Origin of the sequence: Shouchella shacheensis (assembly GCF_001484965.1) — a bacterium.
In the GTDB taxonomy this organism is placed as follows: Bacteria; Bacillota; Bacilli; order Bacillales; family Bacillaceae_D; genus Shouchella; species Shouchella shacheensis.
The window spans coordinates 348635-374674 of sequence record NZ_KQ947393.1 but is presented as its reverse complement, the minus strand read 5'-3'; the positions used below and the strand labels follow the sequence as shown (position 1 = coordinate 374674).

The 26040-nt window shown below is 48.9% G+C and carries 25 protein-coding genes; 21 read left to right on the top strand and 4 right to left on the bottom strand.

The features are described 5' to 3' along the window. Positions 1-433: 433 nt before the first annotated feature. The 9 genes from AVZ68_RS01715 (at position 434) to hemY (ending at position 10583) form a co-directional block, all read left to right on the top strand. A complete protein-coding gene (locus tag AVZ68_RS01715) occupies positions 434-1246 on the top strand; it encodes a DUF4097 family beta strand repeat-containing protein (protein ID WP_157404549.1) in 813 nt (270 codons plus the stop codon). Positions 1247-1267: 21 nt separating this feature from the next. Beyond that, the gene (gene liaF, locus AVZ68_RS01710) at positions 1268-2053 is read left to right on the top strand and encodes a cell wall-active antibiotics response protein LiaF (protein WP_059102801.1); all 786 of its coding nucleotides are present in this window, start codon (positions 1268-1270) and stop codon (positions 2051-2053) included. Beyond that, a complete protein-coding gene (locus AVZ68_RS01705) occupies positions 2050-3120 on the top strand; it encodes a sensor histidine kinase (protein ID WP_059102800.1) in 1071 nt (356 codons plus the stop codon). The genes liaF and AVZ68_RS01705 overlap by 4 nt, the downstream gene beginning before the upstream one ends. Next, positions 3095-3727, top strand: coding sequence for a response regulator transcription factor (locus AVZ68_RS01700; RefSeq protein WP_059102923.1), 633 nt, complete (start codon positions 3095-3097; stop codon positions 3725-3727). Before AVZ68_RS01705 ends, AVZ68_RS01700 begins: the two co-directional genes overlap by 26 nt. A 140-nt stretch (positions 3728-3867) precedes the next feature. Further along, a complete protein-coding gene (locus tag AVZ68_RS01695) occupies positions 3868-6018 on the top strand; it encodes a transglycosylase domain-containing protein (RefSeq protein ID WP_059102799.1) in 2151 nt (716 codons plus the stop codon). A gap of 382 nt (positions 6019-6400) precedes the next feature. Further along, entirely contained in the window at positions 6401-6814 is a 414-nt protein-coding gene (locus AVZ68_RS01690; protein ID WP_059102798.1) for a coiled-coil domain-containing protein, read from the top strand. A 384-nt stretch (positions 6815-7198) separates the two neighbouring features. Then, positions 7199-8242: a uroporphyrinogen decarboxylase gene (gene hemE, locus AVZ68_RS01685; protein WP_059102922.1), complete on the top strand. Its 1044-nt coding sequence runs from the start codon at positions 7199-7201 to the stop codon at positions 8240-8242. 20 nt (positions 8243-8262) lie between these two features. Further along, positions 8263-9192: a ferrochelatase gene (gene hemH, locus AVZ68_RS01680; RefSeq protein ID WP_059102797.1), complete on the top strand. Its 930-nt coding sequence runs from the start codon at positions 8263-8265 to the stop codon at positions 9190-9192. Further along, positions 9189-10583, top strand: a complete 1395-nt coding sequence (hemY, locus tag AVZ68_RS01675; RefSeq protein ID WP_059102796.1) for a protoporphyrinogen oxidase — start codon at positions 9189-9191, stop codon at positions 10581-10583. The genes hemH and hemY overlap by 4 nt, the downstream gene beginning before the upstream one ends. Before the next feature lie 130 nt (positions 10584-10713). Here the strand turns inward: hemY and AVZ68_RS19570 are convergent, their stop codons facing one another. Then, a complete protein-coding gene (locus AVZ68_RS19570; protein ID WP_082676238.1) occupies positions 10714-10857 on the bottom strand; it encodes a YrzI family small protein in 144 nt (47 codons plus the stop codon). Positions 10858-11395: 538 nt separating this feature from the next. Between AVZ68_RS19570 and obgE the strand changes: the two genes are divergently transcribed. The 3 genes from obgE (at position 11396) to pheA (ending at position 14432) form a co-directional block, all read left to right on the top strand. Continuing rightward, positions 11396-12682, top strand: coding sequence for a GTPase ObgE (gene obgE, locus AVZ68_RS01670; RefSeq protein WP_059102795.1), 1287 nt, complete (start codon positions 11396-11398; stop codon positions 12680-12682). A gap of 399 nt (positions 12683-13081) precedes the next feature. Next, positions 13082-13525, top strand: a complete 444-nt coding sequence (locus AVZ68_RS01665) for an ACT domain-containing protein (protein ID WP_059102794.1) — start codon at positions 13082-13084, stop codon at positions 13523-13525. A 16-nt stretch (positions 13526-13541) separates the two neighbouring features. Beyond that, entirely contained in the window at positions 13542-14432 is an 891-nt protein-coding gene (pheA, locus tag AVZ68_RS01660) for a prephenate dehydratase (RefSeq protein WP_059102793.1), read from the top strand. 164 nt (positions 14433-14596) lie between these two features. Here the strand turns inward: pheA and AVZ68_RS01655 are convergent, their stop codons facing one another. After that, positions 14597-15139: a transcription repressor NadR gene (locus AVZ68_RS01655; protein WP_059102792.1), complete on the bottom strand. Its 543-nt coding sequence runs from the start codon at positions 15137-15139 to the stop codon at positions 14597-14599. A 9-nt stretch (positions 15140-15148) separates the two neighbouring features. Further along, positions 15149-16255 carry an IscS subfamily cysteine desulfurase gene (locus tag AVZ68_RS01650; RefSeq protein WP_245628040.1) on the bottom strand — a complete coding sequence of 369 codons (1107 nt, stop codon included), beginning with the start codon at positions 16253-16255 and terminating at the stop codon, positions 15149-15151. 93 nt (positions 16256-16348) lie between these two features. Here AVZ68_RS01650 and nadB point away from each other — a divergent pair, with 93 nt between their 5' ends. The 6 genes from nadB (at position 16349) to AVZ68_RS01620 (ending at position 23492) form a co-directional block, all read left to right on the top strand. Beyond that, positions 16349-17893, top strand: a complete 1545-nt coding sequence (gene nadB, locus AVZ68_RS01645; RefSeq protein WP_059102790.1) for an L-aspartate oxidase — start codon at positions 16349-16351, stop codon at positions 17891-17893. Continuing rightward, complete coding sequence (nadC, locus tag AVZ68_RS01640) at positions 17893-18738, top strand: carboxylating nicotinate-nucleotide diphosphorylase (protein ID WP_059102789.1); 846 nt, start codon at positions 17893-17895, stop codon at positions 18736-18738. The genes nadB and nadC overlap by 1 nt, the downstream gene beginning before the upstream one ends. Continuing rightward, entirely contained in the window at positions 18732-19826 is a 1095-nt protein-coding gene (gene nadA, locus AVZ68_RS01635) for a quinolinate synthase NadA (protein WP_059102788.1), read from the top strand. The genes nadC and nadA overlap by 7 nt, the downstream gene beginning before the upstream one ends. A 176-nt stretch (positions 19827-20002) precedes the next feature. Beyond that, positions 20003-21388 (top strand): SafA/ExsA family spore coat assembly protein, encoded by a 1386-nt coding sequence (gene safA / locus AVZ68_RS01630; RefSeq protein WP_157404548.1) that lies wholly within the window; start codon positions 20003-20005, stop codon positions 21386-21388. 369 nt (positions 21389-21757) lie between these two features. Further along, entirely contained in the window at positions 21758-22624 is an 867-nt protein-coding gene (locus AVZ68_RS01625) for a YhcN/YlaJ family sporulation lipoprotein (RefSeq protein ID WP_059102786.1), read from the top strand. A 121-nt stretch (positions 22625-22745) separates the two neighbouring features. After that, a complete protein-coding gene (locus AVZ68_RS01620; RefSeq protein ID WP_059102785.1) occupies positions 22746-23492 on the top strand; it encodes a YebC/PmpR family DNA-binding transcriptional regulator in 747 nt (248 codons plus the stop codon). A gap of 105 nt (positions 23493-23597) precedes the next feature. Here AVZ68_RS01620 and AVZ68_RS01615 read toward each other — a convergent pair whose 3' ends face one another. Beyond that, positions 23598-23960 carry a cupredoxin domain-containing protein gene (locus AVZ68_RS01615; protein WP_059102784.1) on the bottom strand — a complete coding sequence of 121 codons (363 nt, stop codon included), beginning with the start codon at positions 23958-23960 and terminating at the stop codon, positions 23598-23600. A gap of 177 nt (positions 23961-24137) precedes the next feature. Between AVZ68_RS01615 and ruvA the strand changes: the two genes are divergently transcribed. From ruvA to AVZ68_RS01600, 3 genes are read left to right on the top strand one after another with little or no spacing between them, the layout of a single operon-like run. After that, positions 24138-24743, top strand: coding sequence for a Holliday junction branch migration protein RuvA (ruvA, locus tag AVZ68_RS01610; protein ID WP_059102783.1), 606 nt, complete (start codon positions 24138-24140; stop codon positions 24741-24743). A gap of 21 nt (positions 24744-24764) precedes the next feature. Next, a complete protein-coding gene (gene ruvB / locus AVZ68_RS01605; RefSeq protein ID WP_059102782.1) occupies positions 24765-25763 on the top strand; it encodes a Holliday junction branch migration DNA helicase RuvB in 999 nt (332 codons plus the stop codon). Further along, positions 25760-25972 carry a DUF2905 domain-containing protein gene (locus AVZ68_RS01600; RefSeq protein ID WP_059102781.1) on the top strand — a complete coding sequence of 71 codons (213 nt, stop codon included), beginning with the start codon at positions 25760-25762 and terminating at the stop codon, positions 25970-25972. Before ruvB ends, AVZ68_RS01600 begins: the two co-directional genes overlap by 4 nt. Positions 25973-26040 lie beyond the last annotated feature (68 nt).

Here is a 26040-nt window from a genome sequence, read left to right as displayed (position 1 = left end):
TTTGAGGAGGAATCATAGTGAGTGTAACACAACGTGTTTGCAGGTGGAAAAAGAAGAGCAGGCTCTTTTAGATGTAAAATATCGCGAATTGCGGGATAAGAAGCTCGATATAGAGCTAAGAGTACAGGTCAATGAAGCAAGTCGGAAGCTAAACCAGCTGAAGGTGTCAAATCGTCATTTGAAATTGAAGATCATTTTCCTGAAGTGTGCGCACGCATTCAAGAACGAGATTATCCGGTACACGCCCGGGACGATGCCAGGTTAATGGATGCTGACATTGAAGAAGAATATAAGCAGCTTAAGCAAAAGAGAAACGCCTAGCTTAAGCGTTGAATCAGGCCTAAGCCACGGGTCTGGTTTTTCACTCGGTTCCACGCTTGTAACCAAAGGGGATTTTCTATATATTTTCTAGTAGAAAGGAAGTGCGGACCGCTTGAGGAAAGTAGGGGGAGTGGGGCTGATCGCCCTTGGGGTTCTTGTGTTACTCATCCTTGCATCGATGTCATTCTTTCGTGAGGATCCCGCAGGCCTCGCGAAGGCGGAGAGTCAGCTAGAGGGCGTTGATAAAGTAATTGTTGCAAGCACAAATATTGATGTCAGACTTCTGTCTTCACCAGGAGCAAATCTATCTGCGGAGCTCGTCAATCATGATCGTGGAGCCATCACTTCACGGCTGAACGGCGATACGCTCGAGCTAGAGGTGCAGAGTGAGCACTCGTTTGGACTGTTTCTTTTTAATTGGGAGCAGGAAACGCTCGACGTTTATGTGCCGGAGGAATACACTGAGGAACTGCGTGTAGAAACGGATTCAGGTGATATAAGTATCAGTGGTCTGAGCCTTCGTCAGCTAGGGATACATTCAACGTCTGGTGATATCGCCGTTGATAGGGTCCAGAGCGAGCTAGCAGAGGTCACAAGTGTGTCCGGGGATCTTCTTCTCACTGGGCACGAAGGAGGAGAGACGAGGGCAGAGTCAACCTCTGGGGATATTGCGTTGGAGAGATTCTCAGGAGCTCTAACTCTCTCCACGGTTTCAGGGGATGGCTACGTCTCCTATGCAGAAGAGAACGAGCAACTGAGAGTGAATACAACGTCAGGGGATGTTATGGTGACAATTCCGAAACCTTATGGAGATTTACGGACCAGTTCGACCTCGGGAGATGTACTTGTTGTAAATCGCGAAGCGTTTTCGGGGGACGAAATGGTCGATATTCAGACGATCTCCGGCGATGTCATCATCAAGTAAGCAAAAGGGAGGGGCAGCATCGTGAACATTAAATCTTTCCTTGGAATGATCGTCCTTGTGATCGGGCTATCAATTTTTCTTTCGGTCTTTGTCGGCGTTGCAGGGTTCGTTGTTGCTCCCCTGCTCTTTTTAGGATTGGGTCTCTACTTCTACCGGGGAGGAAGGCGCTTTTTGGCGCTGGTCTTTGCTGGTGTCGGGGTCGTGATTCTCTTTGATCATATCTTACATGTGAATTTTCTTGGCGTACTTTTTGCAGTCCTTTGTATCTATTTCGGGCTTCGCCTTGTTCGCCAAAAGGACGAGAGAAATCCAAAAGAAGAGCGTTGGAAGCGGCGGAAGAAACGAGCACGAGGTGAAGATGGAACCGAAACTCCCCGCACAACATATAGAGAGGAAAAGACCCGGAATCGATCTGAGTCAACACGGATTCGAACGTCTCTTTCAATGAGAAGGCAGTTTATTGGCGATGTCCGTTACACAAGTGGAACGTTTGATTTGCATGACATGACCGTCTGGAACGGCATTGGCGAAGTACGAATGGATTTATCGAAGGCGATTGTCCCAGAAGGAGAGACGGTCATTGTGTTTCAGGTAGGGATCGGTTCGATTACTCTCTATGTACCAGCGGACCTCCCTGTGTCGGTTCAAGCGGGCAGTGTCCTTGGGGATGTAACCTTATTCAAGGAAAAGCAGACTGGCTTTAACCAGCAAGTGAGCATTGAGACAAGAGGCTTCAAAGAAAAGCGCCGTCGCGTCAAGGTTGTTATGGCTACGCTAGCCGGCGATGTAAAGGTGAAAGAGCTATGAAGAAGCAGCTTGCCAGACTTCAGTGGCAGTTTGTCCGCTATTCGATGTTGCTTTGCTTTATCATCGCCATTGTGCTCTCGATCCTTTTGACGTACAATCACGAGCAAGGATTGCTCCTGCTCATTCAAATCAGGTTAGGCGGTTTGCCAGTTCTCGTCTGGCTGTTGATCGCTGTCCTTTTAAGCGGAGCAGTGGGCGGGTTTCTACTCGCCGATCCTCTCAAGCGTCGCATTGAGACGCTCGTTCACGGCGTCATGCTTTACGAACGTGGTTCGTTCAACCACCGCATAGAGGTGGAGGGAGACGATGAGCTTACAGAGCTGGCCGAGCGTCTTAATGCGATGAGCGCACAGATGGAAGAAAAAGTCGCTTCCTTGCAACGCCTGTCTGTGAAGAATGCCTCGATGGAACAAAGCGTAAAAAAAGCAGCTGTCACCGAAGAACGTCAGCGGCTCGCCCGCGACTTACATGATGCCGTTAGTCAGCAGCTGTTCGCAATCTCGATGATGGCCGCGGCAATGAAGGAAACACTCACAGGCACAGAGTCGTATCGTCAAATGATGCTCGTTGAGAAAATGGCAGGCGACGCCCAAGCGGAAATGCGGGCCCTTTTGCTCCATCTTCGTCCTGCCCAACTTGAAGGCAAAAGCCTGGAGCAAGGGTTGGAGCAGCTATTTAACGAGCTTGAGCAAAAGCAAACGATCCAAATCATTCAAGATATTGAAGGGTCGATCTCCTTGCCCCCAGCTCTAGAAGACCAGCTTTTTCGCTTTATTCAGGAGGCATTCTCGAACATCCTCCGCCATGCCAAAGCTTCCACCGTAGAATTTCAGCTGCTACAGCTTCATCAGCAGTGGCGTCTTCGCATTGTCGATGATGGAACAGGCTTTGAATTGAAAAAAGTGGAGGCGGGTTCTTATGGTTTGCAAACGATGCGTGAACGGATTCATGAGTTTGGGGGGACGGTACAAATTAATTCCGCACCGACGAAAGGCACGCAAATTGAAGCGAAAATTCCGGTGGCATGGGAGGGGAACGATGTTGATTCGAGTGCTGCTCATAGATGACCATGAAATGGTAAGACTAGGATTAAGCGCCTACTTGTCCACGCAGTCAGATTTAGAGGTGGTGGGACAGGCTGCGAATGGGGAAGAAGGCATTCAACGAGCGAAAGAGCTTAAACCTAACGTGATTTTAATGGACCTCGTGATGGAAAAAATGGACGGCATCGCCGCCACTGCTGCGATCATGGAAGTTTTGCCGAAAACAAAAATCATTGTGCTCACAAGCTACATTGAGGACGAGAAGGTCTACCCCGTGATTGAGGCAGGGGCGTTTAGCTATTTGCTCAAAACCTCGCCTGCTCATGTGATTGTTGAAGCCATTCGAGCAGCGAACAGTGGAGAAGCAGTACTCGAATCCAAGGTCACGAATAAAATGATGGCTCGCATGCGACAAACAAAGGATCCTGTTTTGCATGACCGTTTAACGCCCCGTGAGCTTGATGTTCTTCAGCTTATCGGAGACGGTAAAAGCAACTCAGAGATCGGCGAGACGCTATACATTGGCATTAAGACAGTGAAAACACATGTCAGCAACATCTTACAGAAGTTAGACCTGGAAGATCGAACGCAAATTGCGATCTATGCGCATCGGAAGGGGCTCGTTGATTAGTAGGATCGTGAAAGCACCGTATATCTGGGATGTGTCTGAATAACGAATGGCAATGGACGGAGGCGCAACAACGGCTCTAGAACTTGCGTTGGGCTGGTAAGTATCTGTTAAAGCTGTTCTGTACATAAGGAGGTGGTGCGATGATTAAGAAAATAGCGATTGCTGGCGGTGTGGCTTGTGGCTTGCTTGTGAGTGCTTTTCTTATTTTTGCGGTTGTCATTTTAGCGGGTCATTATCAAATAGATGAGGAAAAGCTCGTCATGAACAATTCGAGCGTTCTTGTGGATCAAGAAGGCGAGGTCATCACCGACTTATACATGGAAAATCGTCAGGTCATCCCCATAAGTGAGGTGCCAGAGCATGTGCAGAACGCCTTTGTAGCGATTGAGGATTCACGCTTTTATGAGCATCAGGGCATTGATTTTCGCGCGATTGGTCGGGCGCTGTACCGCGATATTTTAGCAGGAGCCAAGGTCGAGGGCGGAAGCACAATCACACAGCAGCTAGCCAAGAACGTTTTCTTATCGAATGAAAAAGCCTGGCTCAGAAAAACGAACGAAGTGTTAATTGCGATGAACTTAGAGCGTCGTTATAGCAAAGATGAAATCTTACAAATGTACTTAAATCAAGTCTATTTCGGTCACGGTGCGTACGGCATTGAGGCTGCATCGAAACTATATTTTAATAAATCTGCTAGTGAATTAACCGTTGACGAAGGGGCAGTGTTGGCGGGTGTTGTCAATGCGCCAAGTTATTATTCGCCTTTTGAAGACAAAGAGCGGAGCAAGGAACGACGTGACTTAATCTTAACCGTTATGGAGCAGCAAGGGTTCATTAGCGCGGACGAATCCTCTTCATATAAGGGAAGAGTGATCGCGACCGATCGGCAGGAAATGACCGAAGACGAGTCGCTTTATACCTATATTGACATGGTGATGGATGAAGCAGAGGAGCGCTACAATATTAGCCAAGAAGAGCTGTTGACCGGGGGGTATCGCATCGTTGTGCCGATCAACAGGGAGATGCAGCGCAGTACCTATGAGGCGCTACAAAATGAGGACTACTTTCCAGAAGGCAGCAAGGACGCCCAGGCTTCGATGATGTTCATGAATGCCGAGAGCGGGGGCATTATCGCCGCTCAAGGCGGGCGGGACTATGTGCGTCGTGGGTTGAACCGTGTCAATGTAAAGCGCTCGCCCGGTTCTACGTTTAAACCGCTGTCTGTCTATGCCCCAGCACTGGAAGATGGCCAGTATCAGCCGTATTCGATGCTACGAGATGAGCTTTTGCAGTACGGGGAGGACTGGATCCCTAAAAACGTAACAGGCGAATACGCGGGAGAAATGACTTTATATGATGCGATAGAAGTGTCCGCTAATGCTCCTGCCGTGTGGTTGCTCAATGAAATGGGCGTGGAACAATCCCTTGCCCAGCTTTCGGAATTTGGCTTCGAGCTTCCGGATCGAGGTTTGTCGCTTGCCTTGGGCGGATTGAGTGAAGGTGTAACGCCTTATGAGATGACGAAATCGTATCGCGCCTTTGCCGAGGAAGGGCGAATGGTCGAGCCTTATGTGATTCAGGACATTTATGATCGCAACGATAGACGAATTGGCGGGGCCTCCCCGATCCAGACCGAGGTGCTCTCAAAGCAAACCGCTTGGTCGATGACACGTATGCTTGAGTCGGCAGTCAAAGAAGGAACGGGGAGCGGCGGTCCTGCAACCTCTTCAGTCATCGCCGGAAAAACAGGAACGCAAAATTACGATCAAGTTGAAGGTGCCAACAGTGATGCTTGGTTCGTCGGCTACACCCCTGATGTAATTGGTACGGTCTGGATGGGCTATGACCAAACGACGCAGGACCAGTATTTGCACGGCGGAAGTGCCTACCCGACGGCGTTGTTTAAGTCGATGGTTAACACATTGCCGAGCGAGATGCAGCAAGTGGCCTTCAGTCAGCCAGAAGGGACTCAGGATCTCGCTCCGCCAATTGCCATGGAGGAGATTGAGGATTTTGAAGCAACGTACTCCATAGGAGGACAAGGCCTGCTCAGCGTTGAATTAACATGGAAAGGTTTTGAGGATGAGCGAATTGAATATCACGTCTATGAAGTCGAAGAAGACGGGGAGCGTGAGCTAGTTGCTTCCAACTTAACTGAGCCTCATTTCTCACAAGGAAGAATCAATCCCTTCTCCATCCCTAGTTACGAGGTGGTTCCTTACGACCCGGTAGCGAAAATAGAGGGCGAAGCGTCGGCTGCGCTAGATCCTTCCTTCTCCTTTTCATTTTAAGCCCCAGCTTTGCTCCGGGGCTTTTTTTGTCTAGCTGCAGCGAGTAGAAGCTCGGGATTTCTCAGTCCTGCCCCGAAACCCAAGATCAGGGTTTCTAGTGCAGGCCTTTCCAAAATCCTCGCTTCTCGGCAACCTGCCTGCGCTTTTCGGTATTCGCGAGTGGAAGCACATGTTTTATAGGGTGCGTGCCTCGACGGTATCGTCCAGCTGGTAAGTAGTTGCTGCGCTGGGAATTCAGTGTTTCATCCGTAGTTAATGGACAGCCGTACTTCTATTCGCTTCCTCTCCCGTTCAGAATCACCCTGGAACGAGAGCAAAAAACGTATGCAGATCTAAAATGGTGATGATATAATGGACAAAACGAAGGGAGGAACGATGGGGTATGAGCGATGCAAATCATGATTTTAGGCAGTTATTTGAACTTGTCACAGATATGCGTAAAACGATGATGAACAATTTTGACGAGCTTAGAACGGAAATCGGCGGCATAAAAAAAGAGCAAGCAGAGTTCAAAACAGAAATGCGTGAAATGAAGCGAGAGCAAACAGAGATGAAGAAAGAGCAAACAGAGATGAAAGCAGACATCACCAGCTTGAAAAAAGGGCAAAGCGCTATGAGAGAAGAACTAGCTGCCATGAGAGAAGAGCAAACCATTATGAGCCGGCGTGTAGGGAACTTAGAGACTGCACAGCTAGAAACAAACGCCCGACTTTCCAGTCTTGAGCGAGCTCAAGCTACAGATACAGAAATCTTGCAATCTATTGCAAGAACGATTACTAAAGCGAAACAACAATAAGTCGAGGGGCCAATAGTAAGAGCCTCTCGGATTTCTTCGTTTAACACTCCTCCAGCTCCTTAAAACGAGCGATATTATGCAAATTGGATGTCTTCTCATCAACACCACTCAAGTGAAAGAACACCCTAACTCCTTGAAACATTAAGACTTATCAAATTCTCCCTCAGCCTTTCTGTAACCACATCCTACTCACCGTTTTGAAGATCGATCGATTTCGTGACAATCAGAGGAGGGGTGTATACAAGGAGGAGGTCGGTTACTATAGTAAAAGAGAAAGCAAGCAGAATTCATGAATTCATGTGTGGAATCAAGTAAAATAGTAAAGGATATTTTTAGAACGGATCAGGTGTAGAGAGTACGTAGAGAATGAAAGGCGGGGTAAGCGTGAGTCAAGCATTTAATGACACGTTCCTAAAAGCGTGTCGGGGAGAGGAACAAAGCCATGTGCCGGTCTGGTACATGCGCCAGGCTGGGCGTTCTCAGCCGGAGTATCGAAAAATCAAGGAGACCCATTCGTTGTTTGAAATCACTCACGATCCAGAACTGTGCGCATACGTAACGAAGCTTCCAGTCGATCAGTACAACAATGACGCGGCGATTCTGTATAAGGACATCATGACACCACTTCCTTTCATTGGGGTCGATGTAGAAATCAAAGCAGGGGTTGGTCCTGTGATTGATAACCCTATTCAAAGCAAAGCGGATGTACAGCGACTCGGAGCATTGAACGCCGAAGAAGATGTGGCCCATGTACTAGATACGATCAAGCTTTTGAGGACACAGCTTTCTGTTCCTCTCATCAGTTTTGGCGGGGCACCATTCACACTTGCCAGCTATATGATCGAAGGCGGTCCATCGAAAAACTACCACAAAACAAAGGCGTTCATGTATGCGCAACCAGAGGCATGGTTTCTCTTAATGGACAAGCTTGAGGATATGACGATTGCCTACATACGTGCACAAATTCAAGCGGGCTCACAAGCGATCCAGCTTTTTGATTCCTGGGTCGGCACGATGAACCGCGAAGATTACAGACGGTTTATTAAACCAGTGATGTCTCGGATTGTCGAGGAAGTCCGCACAGAAGGTGTCCCACTTATTATGCATGGCGTTGGTACACGGCATTTGCTTCCGGAATGGAATGAGATGGCACTTGATGTAATTGGACTGGACTGGCGCACACCGATTTCAGAGGCTAGAGATGCTGGGATTTCACGAACGGTTCAAGGCAATCTCGATCCTGCCGTGTTGCTTGCCCCTTGGCAAGTGATAGAAGAGCACGCCAAAGAAATTCTTGATCAAGGGATGAGGACCAACCATTTTATTTTTAATTTGGGTCACGGTGTTTTTCCAGAAGTGAAGCCGGAGACGTTGAAACGGCTCACTGCTTTTATACATGAGTATTCACGTGAAAAAAAGCAAGCATAGAAAGGGACTGACTAAGACCAATGCAAAAGAGAAGAATGGGATTACTTGTCATGGCGTATGGCACACCACGAAAGAAAGAAGAAATTGAACCATACTACACGCATATTCGCCGCGGTCGCAAGCCTTCACAGGAGGCGCTTGACGACTTGGTCGGGCGCTACGAAGCAATCGGCGGCATAAGCCCGCTCGCAAGAATCACCAAGGAGCAGGCGGGTGGACTGGCATCGGTTTTGAACAAGCGTTTTCCAGACACGGAATTTACGCCGTATCTTGGGCTTAAACATATTGATCCGTTCATTGAGGATGCGGTAAAACAAATGAAAGAAGACGGGATTGAAGAGGCGGTCTCCATTGTTCTCGCGCCGCATTTCTCTACATTCAGCGTGAAGTCCTACAACAAGCGAGCCCTTGATGAAGCAGAAAATCTAGGTGGGCTGACGATCTCCCCTGTGGAAAGCTGGTACACAGAGCCGGCCTTCATTGAATACTGGGTCAAGAGCATTCAAGCTGAGTTAAAAAAAGTTGAACAGACCGACGAGCTATGCGTTATTTTCTCGGCTCACAGTTTGCCGGAAAAAATTATTGCAAACGGCGATCCGTATCCCGAACAGCTAAAAGAGACGGCGGCGTCGGTTGCAAAAAAGGCGGAAATTCCTCATTATGCGATTGGTTGGCAAAGTGAGGGGAACACGCCCGATCCTTGGCTAGGACCGGACGTTCAGGACTTAACGAGAGATTTATATAACGAACACGGCTACAAAGCGTTTATGTACTGCCCGGTCGGCTTTGTCGCGGAGCACTTGGAAGTGCTTTATGACAATGATTATGAATGTAAAGTCGTGACCGATGAACTAGGGGTACAGTATTTACGCCCGCCAATGCCGAACGCAAAGCCTGAATTTCTTGAGGCACTTGCCAATGTCGTCGAAAAGAAGGTTGAGGCCAAATGAAGCAGCAACGTGTAGCCATCATTGGCGCAGGGATCACCGGCCTCTCCGCAGCCTACCAACTGGAAAAAGCCAACCAGGAAAAGGGGCGTCTGGTTGAGTACCACGTGTTTGAAGCCAGCGAGCGTGTCGGTGGCAAAATCAAGACGTATGAAAAAGACGGTTTTGTGATGGAGGGAGGACCCGACTCTTTCCTCGAACGGAAAGAGAGTATGGGGCGACTCGCCCGGGAAGTCGGTCTCTCTGATACGCTTGTTCGCAATGAAACGGGTCAGGCCTTTGTTTTAAAAGACGAGCAGCTCTTTCCGATCCCGGGAGGTGCTGTCATGGGTGTGCCAACGGATCTTGAGCAGTTTGAGAAAACGGAACTGATTTCAGAAAAAGGCAAACAGAGAGCACTCGAGGATCTCGACATGGACAGGGTCACTCCCCGCAACGAAGACATTTCCCTTGGCGATTTTTTTGGAGAACGTCTTGGGGACGAGATGGTTACCTCCCTCATTGAGCCGCTTCTTGGCGGCATCTATGGTGGCAACATTTATGAACTTAGTATGAGAGCGACGTTTCCAAGCTATTTAACACTAGAGGAAACGTACGGAAGCTTGATTAAAGGTCTTCAAGCGACACGAGAGTCCAAGCCGAGCACGAAGAAGCATGGGATGTTTTTAACTGTAAATACAGGGCTGCAGTCGTTTGCTAATGCGCTTGCCAATCAGCTAGCGGAAGGGGCGCTTCGCTTAAAGACACCCGTAGAGTTGATCGAAAAACGTGCGGACGGATTTGAGCTAACGTTCCAAGACGGGACGCACGCGGTCTTCAGTGACTGCATTGTTACAACACCTCCTCATCATACGGCGAAGATGCTGCGTTCCTATTCGATTTTCGATGTGTTAAAAGACATGGATGCGACGTCGGTAGCGACGGTCATTCTTGCCTTTAAAGAGGAAGCGGTAAAAAATGAGCGCGAGGGAACAGGTTTTGTTGTCGCTCGAGGTGGGGATGAAGCGATTACGGCGTGTACATGGACAAATAAAAAGTGGCCTCATACCGCACCGCCAGGATACACGCTTTTGCGCTGCTATGTGGGCCGCCCGGATGACTCCGACATCGTCTTTGAGGATGATGAAAAGATGGTTGCGCAGGTTCTCATTGACCTTGAGTCCATGATGGAGATAGAGGGGGAGCCAGAATTTTATCAGGTTACAAGATGGCCGAGTTCAATGCCGCAGTATAAAGTTGGTCATCGTGAGCGACTGGCAAAGCTTCAGGAAGAGGTGAGGGCGGCGCTGCCTGGCCTGCATTTATGCGGGGCTGCGTTCGACGGCGTCGGTCTTCCCGATTGTATTGACCAAGGAGAGCGTACAGCAAACGAAATCCTCGCAGCAAAAAAGTGATTTTACGAAAACACCGGCATGTGCGTCCCACGCACGTGCCGGTGTTCTGTTTGCCTTAGCTGAGATCCTGCCACAAGCTAGTCGTTGATGCCTACCCCTATGCGTTAGAGTGCATCATCACTGCGGCAGATTAGTAAGGCAAACGATGATAGTGGCTGCGGATGGTTTCAAGCTGTTCTTTGTACTCCTGCTCACGCTGAAATTGCTCTAATTCAGATGCTGTATACGCGCGCTTTTTAATCGTGATGGTAAAAAAGATAAACTGAAACGTCATGATTTACTTTCCCTCCTTTTCAACCGAGTGGCTGTTTCAGGTAGAGCCTGGCACCTGTTCGATTAAAATTTGGTGTTCTCTTCTGATGTTTTTTAGCATCTCATAAGCTCTCCTTTCTGAATTGAAAAATATTCCAGTATGAAAGCACAAAAAACCGCAGGGGTCCCCTGCGGTTTTAAAAATAGCCACAGGAACTCTTTGTCCCTGCGGCGTGAATTCAATGACTGGTGAAGTCAAAGTGAAGCGTTCGCGAAAAAAAGGGAACAATGAGATGCGTATTTAGCTAAAGGACGATCGGTGGATAGATGGATAGGCATCATCATGTTGTTCATCTCCTTTCTTCACTTCAAAATTTGACTTGCTAAAATTTAGTATATACAGTGTTCACATGATTGTAAAGAGTTTTTTTCGAAATGACAAAAGGAAGCTTCATTTCAGCTCCCTTACGATTTGTGATACACTAAAGTGAGCGAGACTACCGGTAAAGAGTAGGAGCAGATACTCCTGTGGTAGTGGAAAATATGAGGTGAAAAAACGAATGTTTGTCGATAAAGTGACCGTATACGCCAAGGGTGGTGACGGCGGGAATGGGATGGTCGCCTACCGTCGTGAAAAATATGTCCCAAACGGTGGACCGGCCGGTGGCGACGGGGGGCGCGGGGCAAGCGTCATCCTTGAGGTAGAGGAAGGGTTACGTACGCTGATGGATTTCCGCTACAACCGACATTTTAAGGCGCCCCGGGGCGAAAAAGGAATGTCGAAAAATATGCATGGAAAGAATTCTCCGGACCTAGTTGTGAAAGTTCCACCGGGCACCACCGTTATGGATGAACAAACGGGTGCCCTTCTTGCTGATTTAACCGAACATGGCCAGCGAGCTGTTGTCGCCAAGGGCGGCCGAGGGGGAAGGGGCAATGTCCGCTTTGCAACGCCGGTGAATCCTGCTCCAGACCACGCGGAAAACGGGGAGCCGGGACAGGAACGCAACATTGTTCTTGAGCTGAAAGTGCTGGCTGATGTTGGTCTTGTCGGCTTTCCAAGCGTAGGAAAATCTACACTTCTTTCCATTGTTTCAGCCGCAAAGCCGAAAATTGCCGATTATCATTTCACGACGATTACGCCTAACTTAGGGGTCGTCGATACGAGTGACAACCGCAGCTTTGTGATGGCCGACTTACCAGGGTTGATCGAGGGTGCCCATGAAGGCGTTGGGCTTGGCCATCAGTTCCTTCGTCACATTGAACGGACACGCGTTATCGTCCATGTCGTGGACATGTCTGGGCTTGAAGGCCGGGACCCTGTGGAAGATTATAAGAAAATTAACGATGAACTCGCCCGCTACAATATGCGCCTCACTGAGCGGCAGCAAATTGTTGTCGCAAATAAAATGGACATGCCGGATGCGAAAGAGAACCTTGCCCGTTTTCGGGAGGAGGTCGGAGACGCTGTGAACGTTTATCCTATTTCCGCTCTCACAAAGGACGGGGTTCGTGAGCTCTTACTGACGATTGCTGATGCATTAGAAGAGGCTCCAGAGTTCCCGCTGTACGATGAGGAGACCGACGAAGAAGCACGCGTCATCTATCGGCACGAGACACCGGTGGAGCCATTTATCATTACACGCGCCGACGATGGGGTCTTTGAAGTTGCCGGGGCAGAGCTTGAGCGCGTCTTTAAAATGACCGACTTTGCTCGCGATGAATCCGTGCGCCGCTTCGCTCGCAAAATGCGCCATATGGGCGTAGACGCCGCCCTCCGCGAACGCGGAGCTCAAGACGGCGACCCCATCCGCATCCTCAACCATGAATTTGAATTTGTGGACTAAAAGGCGCAGGCGGGTCGGTCAGAAGTGAGAATTTTGGAGACCTGACAAAAGAAATCCCGGTGTTGGATTTCGTTGTCAGGGCGAAAAATCTCGAGCTTCTCCCCGCTGGAGCTAGATTGGACTAAAAGGCGCAGGCGGGTTGGTCAGAAGTGAGAATTTTGGAGACCTGACAAAAGAAATCCCGGTGTTGGATTTCGTTGTCAGGGCGAAAAATCTCGAGCTTCTCCCCGCCGGAGCTGGACTAACTTTAAAAGAGGAGACGGCTTTAAGATCCCTCTCCTGTTCTGATGGACCCTCGCTTAGGGTCCATCGCTCTTTTTGCACGTCCAAGGTGGACATCCGTTTTTTCTAAGCCTATAATGATGACTAGAGAGATGGTCCATCGAGAGGGGGCGACGTATGTCTCGGAAGCAATTTTATCTTGTACGCGAAGATATGTTGACCGATGCCATGCAACGAACGCTCGAAGCAAAGGCGTTGTTGCAATCCGGAAAAATCCGCAAAATTAATGAAGCCGTTCATGAGGTTGGCTTAAGTCGAAGTGCGTTTTATAAATATAAGGACGGGATTTTCCCATTTCATGCGATGGCGAAAGAACGAATTGTCACACTTTCGATTAATTTAATCGATCGGTCCGGTACGCTCTCTACACTGCTTTCAGTCGTAGCTGCCACGGGCACAAATATACTGACCATCAATCAGACCATTCCGCTCCAGGGCAGGGCCCACATTACTCTCTCTGTCGATACAGCTCCAAGTGAAATAGACTTGCATGAATTGCTTGAGAAAGTCGAGCATGTGGAGGCCGTTGAAAAAGTAGAACTTGTTGGATCAGGCTCATAAGGAAGGAAGTAGTTCGTTGAAACGAGTTGGCTATTTAGGACCTAGAGGAACATTTACCGAAAGAGCAACAAGGCTGTTATTTCCCGGGGAGGAACTGCTTCCCTTCCAAACCATTCCTCAAGCAATGGATAAAGCTTGGGCAAATGTTGTCGATTATGCGGTGGTGCCAGTGGAGAATGCCATTGAAGGGTCGGTGAACTTGACGCTCGATTACTTAATTCATAAGCGTCGTATGCCGATTCTTGCGAGTGTGACCATTGACATCTCTCATCATCTGCTTGTTTCTGAAAAGAATGCGTCTAAGGATTTTGTCCCCAAAAAAGTACTTTCCCACCCACAGGCCGTTGCTCAATGTCATGATTTCTTGCAAAAAACGTACCCGACGATTGAGATTGAATACGTGAGCTCTACAGGGGCAGCGGCAGCATGGGTTGAGGCTCATCCAGAAGAGCAGGTTTGTGCTATCGCCAATCAGCAAGCGGCTGAAACGTATCATTTGCATACGGCAAAAGAAAACATTCACGATTATGACTATAACCGTACACGCTTTGTCGTACTCGGAAACAACAGCAAAGCCGCTGAGCATATCACCGGCCCTTACCATGTCGGCGATAAAACAACGCTGATGATCACCCTTCCTTCGGATTTCACGGGGGCCTTGCACCAAGTGCTTTCGGCTTTTGCTTGGCGCAAGCTAAATTTGTCAAAAATTGAATCAAGGCCAACCAAAACAGGACTAGGAAACTACTTTTTTGTAATCGATATCGAACAGCGTATGGATGATGTGCTCGTTCCCGGGGCGATGGCAGAACTCAAGGCTCTTGGTTGCCAAGTGGAGGTACTTGGAAGCTACAGCAGCTATAGCAGCCAGTCGGTCGTGGAAACGGAAACGAGTGTCAATGGCTGAATATGAGCGGTTCGGGTCCGCGTGACCTCCTCCGCCTATCACTTCGGTAGAGGCGGAGGACTTTAAGGAAATAGAAACGCCGAACATAGATGACAGGCTATTGTGACTGATCATCATTCAGTCTAATCCCAAAATAAGCGACGGGGAGTTCGACTCCTCGTCGCTTATTCGTTGTCTTCAAGTAAAATTTGTTCCTCTTTGAGGGCGAGGAGGGCTGCTTCAATCTGTTCCCTTGTGTCTCCTTCGATCGTGTGGAGGTGCACCCCTTCCGTCAACTCAGAAAGCAGGTTTGCTTTTGTACGTGCTACGCTTTCGCAAAAGGCATCTACTTCTTGCCGGTTGGACACATGCAGGGAGGCGGTAATTTCACCGTAGATTGCGTGTTCAACAATGACGTCCTTCACCGTAACCCCATGATCAACAAGAAGGTAGAGCTCTCTTTGAGTATCCGCCGGTAGGTGTTTAACGGCAACAATGCGTGAGATACGCTCTCGTTTAGGCGCCTGTAAATACATATAGCCTTGAGCCGTCGCAAAGATTGGTTCATCTTTTGCTTTTAAGATGGACATGTCTTGAACGATGACCTGACGACTCACCCCTGCACGTTTGGCAAGCTCACCTCCAGTTATGGGGGTATTCGATGCTCGTAGCCAGGAGACCATCGCCTCGCGTCGTTCCCCGGCTAGGAGTTTGCTTGGTTTGTTCATTGCTATCCCTCATTCATTAACAATTTTTAAACAGATGTCGACCATTTCCATCACTTCTGCCTCACTCGTGGGCGTGCCGAAAGTAATACGTACATATTGGTCAATCTCTTCTGATGTGAGCCCAAGTGCAAGCAATGCTTCCGAAGGGGCGGTTTGTCCGACACGGCAAGCAGAGCCTGTAGCAATCGCAAGACCTTGGCGATCACACTCTAGCATGAACTGTTGACCACTCCCCCTCAGTACCCTTAAGCCCATGTGAAACGGCAAACGACGGGTGGGATGCCCAATAAGGGCAAATTTTCCACTTCCCAAGAGTCTGTGTAGAGCGTTGTTACGCCAAGTACAAAGGGTGTTCATCTGCTCCTTCTCTGTCTTAAGCGCATCTGAAAGGCCTTTCCCAAAAGCGGCAATCCCGGGGACGTCGACCGTTCCAGGACGGAACTGTGACTCATGGCTTGCATGTGCGTAAAAAGGAAACCAGTGCACACGATTTGAAATATAGGCAGCTCCGAGTCCTTTAGGCGCATACAGCTTGTGGGCCGAGAAACTTGCGGCCGATAACATATCAAGTGGTACTGGCACTTTACCTATGGTTTGAACGCAATCGCTATGAAGTAGTATACCACGGGCCTGCAAAAGCTTGCCAAGGACGTGCAAGTCTTGAATGGTGCCAACCTCACTTGATGCGTGGGCGAAACTTGCGAGAATGGTATCTGGTCGAATCGCTTCAAGTAAAGCCTCCTTGCTAATGATACCATCCTTAGTGACGGGTACATAGGTGACCTCAAAGTTTTCATTTTTTAAATAGTCCAGAGCCTCATGCACTGAGGGGTGTTCCGTTTTTGTAGAAAGAATATGAAGGCCTTTCCTGGCATGAGCATTCGCAAGTGTAACCAGTGATAGAAAGTTGGCTTCAGAGCCCGAACCTGTAAAGTAAAGTTCATCTGAGCTTCGCCCAAGCAGGTCGGCCATGTTGCTCCGTGTTTTTTCTAAAACAGTCTGAGCTTCAAGGCCCATTGTATGGACACTGCTTGAATTGGCAAAGGCCAGCTTTGCGGTTTCTCCATATACGTGAAGGCATTCCTCAGACAGCGGTGTGGTGGCGCTATAATCCATATAAATCAAAATAGTCTCCTCCAAAAATCGGTTGTCTTTTTCTTTATTTTATGTAAAACTAGGTGACAAGACAACTGTAAAGTAGGTGGGACGATGGAAAATACCGAAGGAGAGCTTCCGGTTGTCATTGTTGGAACGGGTGTGGCTGGTTTGATGGCCGCGCTGCACATCTCTGAATACCGACATGTGATATTACTCACAAAGTCAGATGCAAATGAAAGCAACTCGTCACTCGCCCAAGGCGGGGTAGCTGCGGCAATACAGGAAAAGGATACACCTATGAAGCATGCACTAGACACCATCCAGGCGGGTCATGGTCACAATGTTTTGGACCGTGTGAAGACGATGACAGATGCGGCACCAGATTTAATGACGGAACTCGCCAGGCTTGGTGTTCCTTTTGATAGAAAGGGGCAGGGCTTTGCCTTTGGCCAAGAAGGCGCTCATGGGGAGAGACGCATTTTGCATGCGAATAAAGACCAAACAGGGAAAGCGATTGTCGACGCATTGTTTCATTCGCTTTCCGATCATGTGCAAATCGCCGAAAACGAATTTGTCATCGAGTTGATAAGGGACACACAAGGGATCGCGGGCGTCTTAACCGATAGACGCTTCATCGCGGCCCGGGAGGTAGTGCTTGCTACGGGTGGAGCAGGACAGCTTTATCAAGAAACATCGAATGTAAAGGAAGCAACGGGGGACGGAATCGTGCTTGCATGGCAGGCCGGTGCAGAGCTAAGGGATTTGGAATTTGTTCAGTTTCATCCAACTCTTCTCGGAGATCAGTCGGGTTCACTCATTAGTGAAGCTGTGCGTGGGGAGGGGGCGTGGCTCGTTAATGAAGCCGGGGAGCGTCTGCTTCAAGACTTTCCTAAAGGAGAGCTGGAAGGGCGTGATGTAGTTGCTCGCGTTTTGCATCAAACGCTGTTGTCAGGGGAGCAGCCTTATTTAGATGTGCGCCATTTGCGGCAGTTTTCGGAACGCTTTCCCACGCTCGCGGCTTTCTGCTTGAGAGCATCCATTAACCCAAAGACAACGCTCATTCCTGTAGTACCTGGGGCGCATTTCTTTTGTGGCGGGGTTTGGACGGATGCCTGTGGACGGACAAGTGTAGACGGATTATATGCCATCGGCGAGACTGCTTGTACAGGTGTACATGGGGCCAATCGGCTGGCGAGCAACTCGCTCCTCGAAGGTCTTACTTTTGCTCAGAAAGCAGCTGAGCATATTGCTTGTAGGCCAGGGCGTTCCGCTCTCCCTTTAGTTTCAAGCGGCCTCCCGTCTTTTCTTTCACATGAACTTCCTTCGCCAAGGGAGATAAGAACCAGAATGACAACGTTTGTCGGAATTGAAAGGAGCAGGCAGGGGCTTGCAATGATGGAGGAATGGTTGTCTTCTTTTCAAAAGTGGCCGTTATTGAAAGGACCTTCAATCACACGCAAACGAAAAGAAAATGAACATCTATACACACTGGCCCGTTTAGTGACGAGGGCAGCCGCTCTGCGTTCGGAGTCTCGAGGGGGGCATTACCGGTCGGATTCCCCGGCAAGCGATGAAAGCTGGAAGCAGGCGTTTGTTTGTTTTCAAAAAAACGATCAACCGTATGTAACTTATGAAAAAGTAAAGGAGAGCGTGTAATGAATGGCATCTTGCTTAATGAGCAGCTGAAGGCATTTTTGTCAGAAGATATAGGCAGTGGCGATGCCACGGGGGAGGCGATCTTTCAGGGGGAAGAAGTCACTGCAAGTATTATTGCCAAGCAGCCTGGCGTGTTTGCAGGACGCGTGGTCTTGGAGCGTCTGTATTCCCTGCTTGATCCTCGTGTTGAGGTGAATGCACTAATAGACGATGGGCAGAAAGTTTTTCCGAAAGAACGAATCGCCACGATAACCGGCCCAGCCCATTCCATTCTTTCGGGAGAACGCGTATTGTTGAACCTGCTGCAGCGCATGAGTGGAATCGCAACGATGACGAATTCAGCGGTGGAAGCATTGGCTGATGAAGCAATCCGTCTTTGTGATACGCGAAAAACAACGCCTGGGTTGCGCATGTTTGAAAAAGAAGCGGTACGCGCTGGAGGAGGCTTCAACCATAGAAGGGGGCTTGATGATGCCATCATGCTTAAGGAAAATCACATTGCCGCTTGTGGGTCGATTACAGAGGCCGTTAGGAGAATTAAGGCAGGGCTTGGCCCTATGATGAAAATCGAAGTGGAGACGACAAACGAAGCGGAAGTCATAGAGGCGGTAGAAGTCGGGGTGGATGTCATTATGTTCGACAACGCTTCTCCCGATGAGGTGAAACAATACCGGTCGCTTGTCCCCTCTCCTATTGTCACGGAGGCATCAGGTGGAATGACTATGGCAACATTACCAGACTACGCAGGAACGAGTGTCGATTATATCTCGCTTGGGTTTCTCACACACTCCACAAAGGCGCTTGATTTTAGCATGCTCGTACAAAAGGAGGCGATCTCATGGTAACCGCGCAGTTAAACCGTTTGCCAAAAGAATACCGACAAATGACGTCTAACGAAAAAATGGCGCGCATTCAGAAAACGAAAGCGCATTTTGGTTCGGACCTCCTCATTCCTGGTCATCATTACCAACGGGAGGACGTGATTCAATTTGCCGACTTTACCGGGGATTCCTTGCAGCTTGCGCAGATGTGCGAGCAAAACACAGCTTCCTTTATCGTGTTTTGCGGAGTCCATTTTATGGCCGAAACGGCGGATATGCTGACGACATCTTCTCAACGAGTGATGCTGCCGGATTTGCAGGCGGGGTGCTCGATGGCGGATATGGCGAGTATCTCTCAGACGAACCGAGCGTGGGAGGAGCTTACGGACTTATTTGGGGATACGATTCTACCGTTAACATATGTCAACAGCACGGCTGCGATCAAAGCATTCTGTGGTCGGCATGGAGGAGCGTGCGTGACTTCGTCCAACGCCGCTCAAATGATTCAATGGGCTCTGACTCAGAAAGAGCGGCTGTTATTTTTGCCGGATCAGCATCTGGGGAGAAATACGGCGGCGAAGTTAGGGATCTCCCTGAGGGAAATGGCGGTTTGGGACCCAATTAGTCATCGTCTGGAGCTTGAGGAGGGGACCAGTCCTGATCATATAAGAGTGATCTTGTGGAAGGGACACTGCTCAGTGCATGAGAAGTTTACGGTAGGACAAATCCAAGAGCTGCGTGAGAAAGAACCGCAGACGCAGGTGATTGTTCACCCTGAATGTCCGTATGACGTGGTGCAAGCAGCGGATGAAGCGGGAAGCACGCATCACATCATTGAAACCATCAAGGCAGCTCCTCCGGGAACTTCCTGGGCGGTTGGGACGGAGATGAATCTGGTCAAGCGCTTAGCACTTACGCATAGCGATAAACGAATAGTTTCATTAAATGAAAATATGTGTCCATGCTTAACGATGAACCGAATCGATCTGGAACATTTGACTTGGACACTGGACCTTTTGCGCGAGGGAGAGTACCAGTACGAAATTAAAGTAAAAGAAGAGGTGGCAGTTGAGGCTCGTTTGGCACTCGAGCGTATGCTAACACACGTCTAAATACAAAGGGGCTGTTCCGTATGTCGATAATGAGGGACGGCCTTTTTTGCGTTCGACCGGTATAGGCCAAGTCCTGACCTCATAATGTGAAACAAGGAGCGATTTCTGCGACTTGGTGTCAATACGCCCAGGAGTTGCATACGAATAGAAGTGTCAATAAAGGAGGGGTTATGCCCGTGAAAATTCATATTGTGCAAAAAGGAGATACTCTTTGGAAGCTGGCTAAGAAATACGAGGTGGATTATGACCAGCTTCAATCCTCAAATCCAGCGGTGTCCAGTCCTGAGATGCTCATGCCGGGAATGAAGGTGAAGGTCCCAACTGGTGGCGTCCCTGTGCGAGCAGAAATGAAGAAAAAGAAGGAGGAGCACAAGCCGAAACAAGAAAAGAAAAAGGAAATCAAAAAGCCAGAGCCTAAAAAGCCAGAACTAAAGAAACCAGAACCTAAAAAGAAAGCAGAACCAAAACCTCCAGCAAAGCCTTTTATAAAACACGAACCAAGCAAAGACCTTAATCAACCCTATAGCGGAAAACAAAAAAGTGGGAAAATGGCGCCGGAGCCGCCACCAAAGATGCCGTTGCCACCTAAACCACCGTGCGCTCCCTGCGGGCAAACCAATCAGCAAAGCAAACACCAAATGTCTTCAGCACCGTTGCACGCAAGTTCTCCGGCTCCGTCGTATATGAATCAGTCAAATCCTATGTACAATCAACCAAATCAGCAATATACGCAGCTGTGGCAGCATACGTCTCAACCAAAGAAAAACGATTCTCACGGTGACAATCAAGACTTTTATGGAATGTATGAAGAACAGATGAAGCAGATGTCTCAAGCAGCGCACACATGGCCTCAAACCAATGAACAGGAATCCTTTGGCTATCATTCAATGTATACACAGCCGCCAAACAACACGAATGCTCAAAAGGGATGGACGCAGCCACCTCCGAATCCGTCCATGCAGGAAACCAAAAAAAATGTTTATGGGCATTCAAGCCCCATGCAGCAGCCGTATGAAAACTCTTACACACAAATGCCCCAGCAACATTTATACGATCAACCGGGGCAAACACAACTGAACCAGCAAAACCTCTATGGGCAACCAGGATCAATGAACATGCCCCAGCAAAATCTTCATAGCCAACCGATGCCAACACAGATGTCCCATCAAAACCACTATGCACAACCTATGCCAACGCAGATGTCTCATCAAAACCACTATGCGCAACCGATGCCAACGCAGATGCCCCATCAAAACCATTATGCAGAACCGATGCCAACGCAGATGTCCCATCAAAACCATTACGCACAACCAGAGCCAACCCAGATGTCACAGCCAAATTATTATACGCAAACGCAGTCTGGTCAATACAATCCGCAGTTCTACCCTGAGAACTGGCAACGAAATCAGCAAATTGAACCGAACAGAGTGAATCCGGGCAATACACAGCGCCCTTCTGTTGCCGTGCCACACTTAGATGGCATGTTCAGGGAGGCTCCCCAGGAATATGAAGGCTTGGAGCACTTAAATGCGTACAAAGAAGACGACGACTACAACGATTAGCACGTTAATTGGCGGATAGACACAGCGGTCTATCCGCATTTCTGTTCCGGCGGGAAGAAGCGTCGAGATTTTTCGACCTGACAACGACATTCAAACCCGGGATTTCTAGTCCAGGCCTTCCAAAATTCGCGCTTCTCACCAAACCGCCTGCACTTTTCGGATTGTCTAGCTGCGGCGCCCACTCGCTCGAGGTTTCTTCACGCCGCCAGATCAAGCCAAAACCGGGTTTGATGCTGACGTCGCTCCAGAACTTGTCGCTCGTAAGCAGGGCGCCTGCGCTTTTCGCTTTTTGCTACTGGGCTGCGAGCCAAGAACTAACAGGTTAAACCCCTTTTTGCGGTGCAAACTATGACCGAAAGGGGGATTCAAATGAAAAAAACAGCTTTATCACTCATTTGTGCAACAGTTATGCTTGGTGGTTTGACTGGTTGCGGAAACAACGACGCAACGGATATGAACGCCAATTCACGTGGTGAAAATGTGAACCAATCGTATAGAAATGGCCAAGGTGCAGCCACTGACATGATGACACCGGATGGCAACAACATGTACGGGGATCGTCATTCAAATCGTTTCAACGGGATGAATCATCAAAACAGCGGCCATACAAACAACGATAACATGATGAATGGCAACCGAGCCCAAGATTATAAAGGTCGTCAAAAATTTGGGGCGCAACAAGAAAACCGGGGGATGACTGAACGGGGAGTAACAGGAAACAACCGTCCAGGGATGGTCGACAAGAACGGAATTGCCAATCGTTCCGAAAATCGTGACAACCGTGGTGGTATGAACTTTAACAGCAATAATGTCAACCGTTCAGATCGTGACGGGAACCACGGTGCCGAGCGTTCGGATGTTGCAGGCCGTGCTGGCATGAATTATAACCGTAATTATGACGGGGAGCGCGTGCAACAAATGACACAAGAAATTGAAAAAATAGACGGTGTTGAAGAGGCGCGTGTCCTGATTCACGATGAAGACATCTCTGTCGGGTATCAGTCGGAGAACGACAACAACGATGTACAGGAAAAAGTTGAGGCGAAAGCGAAAGAGATTGCTGGCGACGACAAGCATGTAAGAGTCTCTGGAGATGAAGATACGTTCTCTTATATGAGGGAAATGGACGACAGCCTTCGTTCTGGCGCGGATTTTGATGAAGTAGAATCCAGTTACACCGAAATGATGCAAGATTTAGGAGATGCCGCTTCGCGTCCGTTTGAGCGTTCGCGCTAAGCTCTTTAGGAACCCACCTGCCCAGGTGGGTTCTTTTGGTGTTAGTTGTAAGCCACTGTGTTTTCGATTAACTGGACAGCGCTTCCTATGCTATAGTGGGAAATAAGGAGGCTGAAAAAGTATGGCAGGACATTCCAAGTGGAAAAACATTCAACATCGAAAAGGACGTCAGGACGCAGCAAAAGGAAAAATCTTCACGAAACTGTCAAAAGAGATTTTTGCTGCAGTGAGAAGCGCTGGCGATGATCCAACCACCAACACAAGGCTTCGGTTAGCAATAGCCAAAGCGAAAGACGCCAATATGCCAAATGATAATATAGATCGTACCATAAAAAAAGCAAGCGGAGACACGGAAGGCGTTTCCTACGAAGAACTAACCTATGAAGGATATGGACCGGGCGGGGCTGCTGTAATGGTTGAAGTCTTAACCGATAATAAAAATCGTTCGGCAGCGGAAGTAAGGCTCGCGTTTAACAAAAACGGTGGCAACTTAGGGGAGAATGGCTGCGTTTCCTTTTTGTTTGAGCGGAAAGGGTTCTTGATCCTCGACAGGGAAAAAGCAGGAATTAGCGAGGATGAACTGATGCTTGCGGTCATTGAAGCGGGAGCCGACGAACTTGAATCAAGCGAGAATGAATTTGAGGTCATGACAGCGCCGGATGAGTTTGAATCCGTAAAAAGCGCTCTTGAGGAGCAAGGGTTCACATTCTTGAATGCAGAAGTGACGCAGATGCCGCAAACGTATGCTGAACTCGCTCGCGCAGATGCGGAAAACATGATTAAGCTCATCGACATGCTAGAGGACAACGATGACGTTCAAAACGTCTACCACAACTTTGAGCTAATGGAAGAGCACTACGAAAACTAAAGGGATGTAGTGGGGGATGCATTCTTTTGTGGAAGAGCACAAGGGAATAGGGGGTTTTTTCATCAGAAAAAGGCCGGATTGAGTTCCAGCCTACTTTCTGAAAAACTAAGTCACGACAAGGGTTGCGCTCATCTCGTTGTGACCGTTGCCATGGACGTTACAGAGAATTTGGTATTCCCCTGGTTCGAGGGTTGCGTCAAAGGAGCCATCGCCGTTGATCGCTACGTCGGTGTTTTCAATGGTAATGCCATGGTTTCCTTCGATGCTTTCAAGGGTAATCGTAACATCACCGGCAGGAACACTGTACTCTTCCTGATCGAATCCCCAATTCATCGCCTTAATGTTAACAGTCTCTCCGTTTGTTTCTGCAGAAACAGGGGCCGACTCCTCCTCAACATCATTCTCGCCACCACAGGCCACAAGGGCTAGAACCAGTAAAGGCATTAATGCAGTCAATAGTTTCTTCATCTTATCACACTCCTTAGTCGTCGTTCTCTCCATTTAAAAGAATTTTATACATGAAAGATGGTTGCGTTTTTAAAAATCGTGTGATTTGTTTTCAGGATGACGGTTTTTTCTTCGTATGGTAACATAGAAATAAATGTTCGCCTTTAGGTGAGGTCTGTTAAAGAGGAGAAGGTCGTATTGATTGATTACGTGAGGGGAACCCTGAAGAGAATTGAGTCTGATTTTATCGTCATTGACGTGGGTGGCGTTGGCTATCAAGTCTATTGTGCCAATCCTTACCGCTTTACAGCAGAGCAAGAGAAGGATGTGCAGATCCAAACCCATCATTATGTGCGGGAAGATACCCAACGACTGTATGGGTTTGCCAGTTTTGCTGAACGAACGCTTTTTGAGAAGTTATTGGGCGTTTCGGGGATCGGGCCAAAGGGCGCACTTGCGATTCTGGCTTCCGGGCAACCGGAAGATGTGATCCAAGCGATTGAAGAGGAAGATGAAGCGCTCCTTGTGCGCTTCCCCGGTGTTGGAAAGAAGACGGCGAGGCAGATTATTCTTGATCTTAAAGGCAAATTGGAGCTCGCGCCGAACGTCGAAGGCGAATCAAGTGGTACGGCGTCAAGCGAAGTCAAGAAGAGCAATCACTCTCTAGAAGACGCCCTAGAAGCGCTTCGTGCCCTAGGCTATGTTGAGAAAGAACTGAAGAAAGTAAAGCCCACACTTGAGTTGGAAACGATGGACACGGATGCGTATGTTAAGCGAGCACTCCAGCTTCTGTTGAAGCGCTAGTGGAGAAAGAAGGGATAGTGAATGGAAGAGCGAATTGTGTCAGCGGAAACGCAAGGTGTGGAGGAGACGTTTGAGCAAAGCATACGCCCAAGAACGCTTGGTGATTATATTGGGCAAGAGAGCGTCAAAAAGAACTTAGCGGTCTTTATAAAAGCAGCAAAAATGCGCGAGGAAGCGCTTGACCATGTGTTGCTTTACGGGCCTCCTGGGCTCGGGAAAACAACGCTTGCAGCAATTATTGCCGAGGAAATGGGCGGCGAGCTTCGAACGACGTCGGGGCCGGCGATTGAGCGTGCGGGAGATCTGGCTGCTGTTTTAACAGCACTGGAGCCAGGGGATGTGCTTTTTATTGATGAGATTCATCGCCTCAATCGTGTCGTTGAAGAGGTGCTTTACCCAGCAATGGAGGACTTTTGCCTCGACATCGTCATCGGCAAAGGGCCAACCGCGCGCTCGGTGCGCGTCGATTTGCCTCCATTTACCCTTGTTGGGGCGACGACGCGAGCGGGGATGGTTTCTGCGCCGCTACGTGACCGTTTTGGCGTCCTCTCACGGCTTGAGTATTATACGCCCGAGGAACTCACACTTATTGTCAAGCGTTCGGCCGATGTGTTTGAGGCGGCGCTTGAGGAGCAGGCGGCTCTTGAACTGGCCAGGCGTTCGAGAGGGACCCCGCGGATTGCCAATCGCCTGTTGCGCCGGGTGCGCGATTTTGCGCAGGTTCAAGCTGATGGAGTGATCACAGAGGATCTCGCTGCCGATGCTTTGGAGAAACTGCATGTTGACCCTCTTGGTCTCGACCATATTGATAGCAAGCTTCTGCGAGGGATGGTGGAGAAGTTTCGCGGTGGTCCTGTCGGAGTAGAGACGATTGCGGCAACGATTGGGGAAGAGGCAGATACGATTGAGGATGTCTATGAGCCGTACCTTTTGCAAATCGGCTTTCTGCAACGAACACCGAGAGGGCGAGTGGTAACGCCGCTTTGCTATGAGCATTTTGGAATGGAGCCGTTGAAATGAATGAGGTTCCAAAGTTTCTCATTATTGCTGGCGTTGTCTTAGTTGTGATCGGGCTGCTGTGGCAGGTGGTCGGTCGCTTTTTGCCGCTAGGAAAACTCCCTGGCGACATCTTTTTTCGAGGCGAGAATACCACTTTTTATTTTCCTATTGTCACTTGCATCATTCTAAGCATTGTGCTTTCGCTTCTCTTTGGGCTCTTTCGAAGGTAGTGCTTGCTTCCTCGTTGATTGTTCTGTATGCTAGGGGAAGTTTGTAGAATTTGATAAATAAGGTGAAA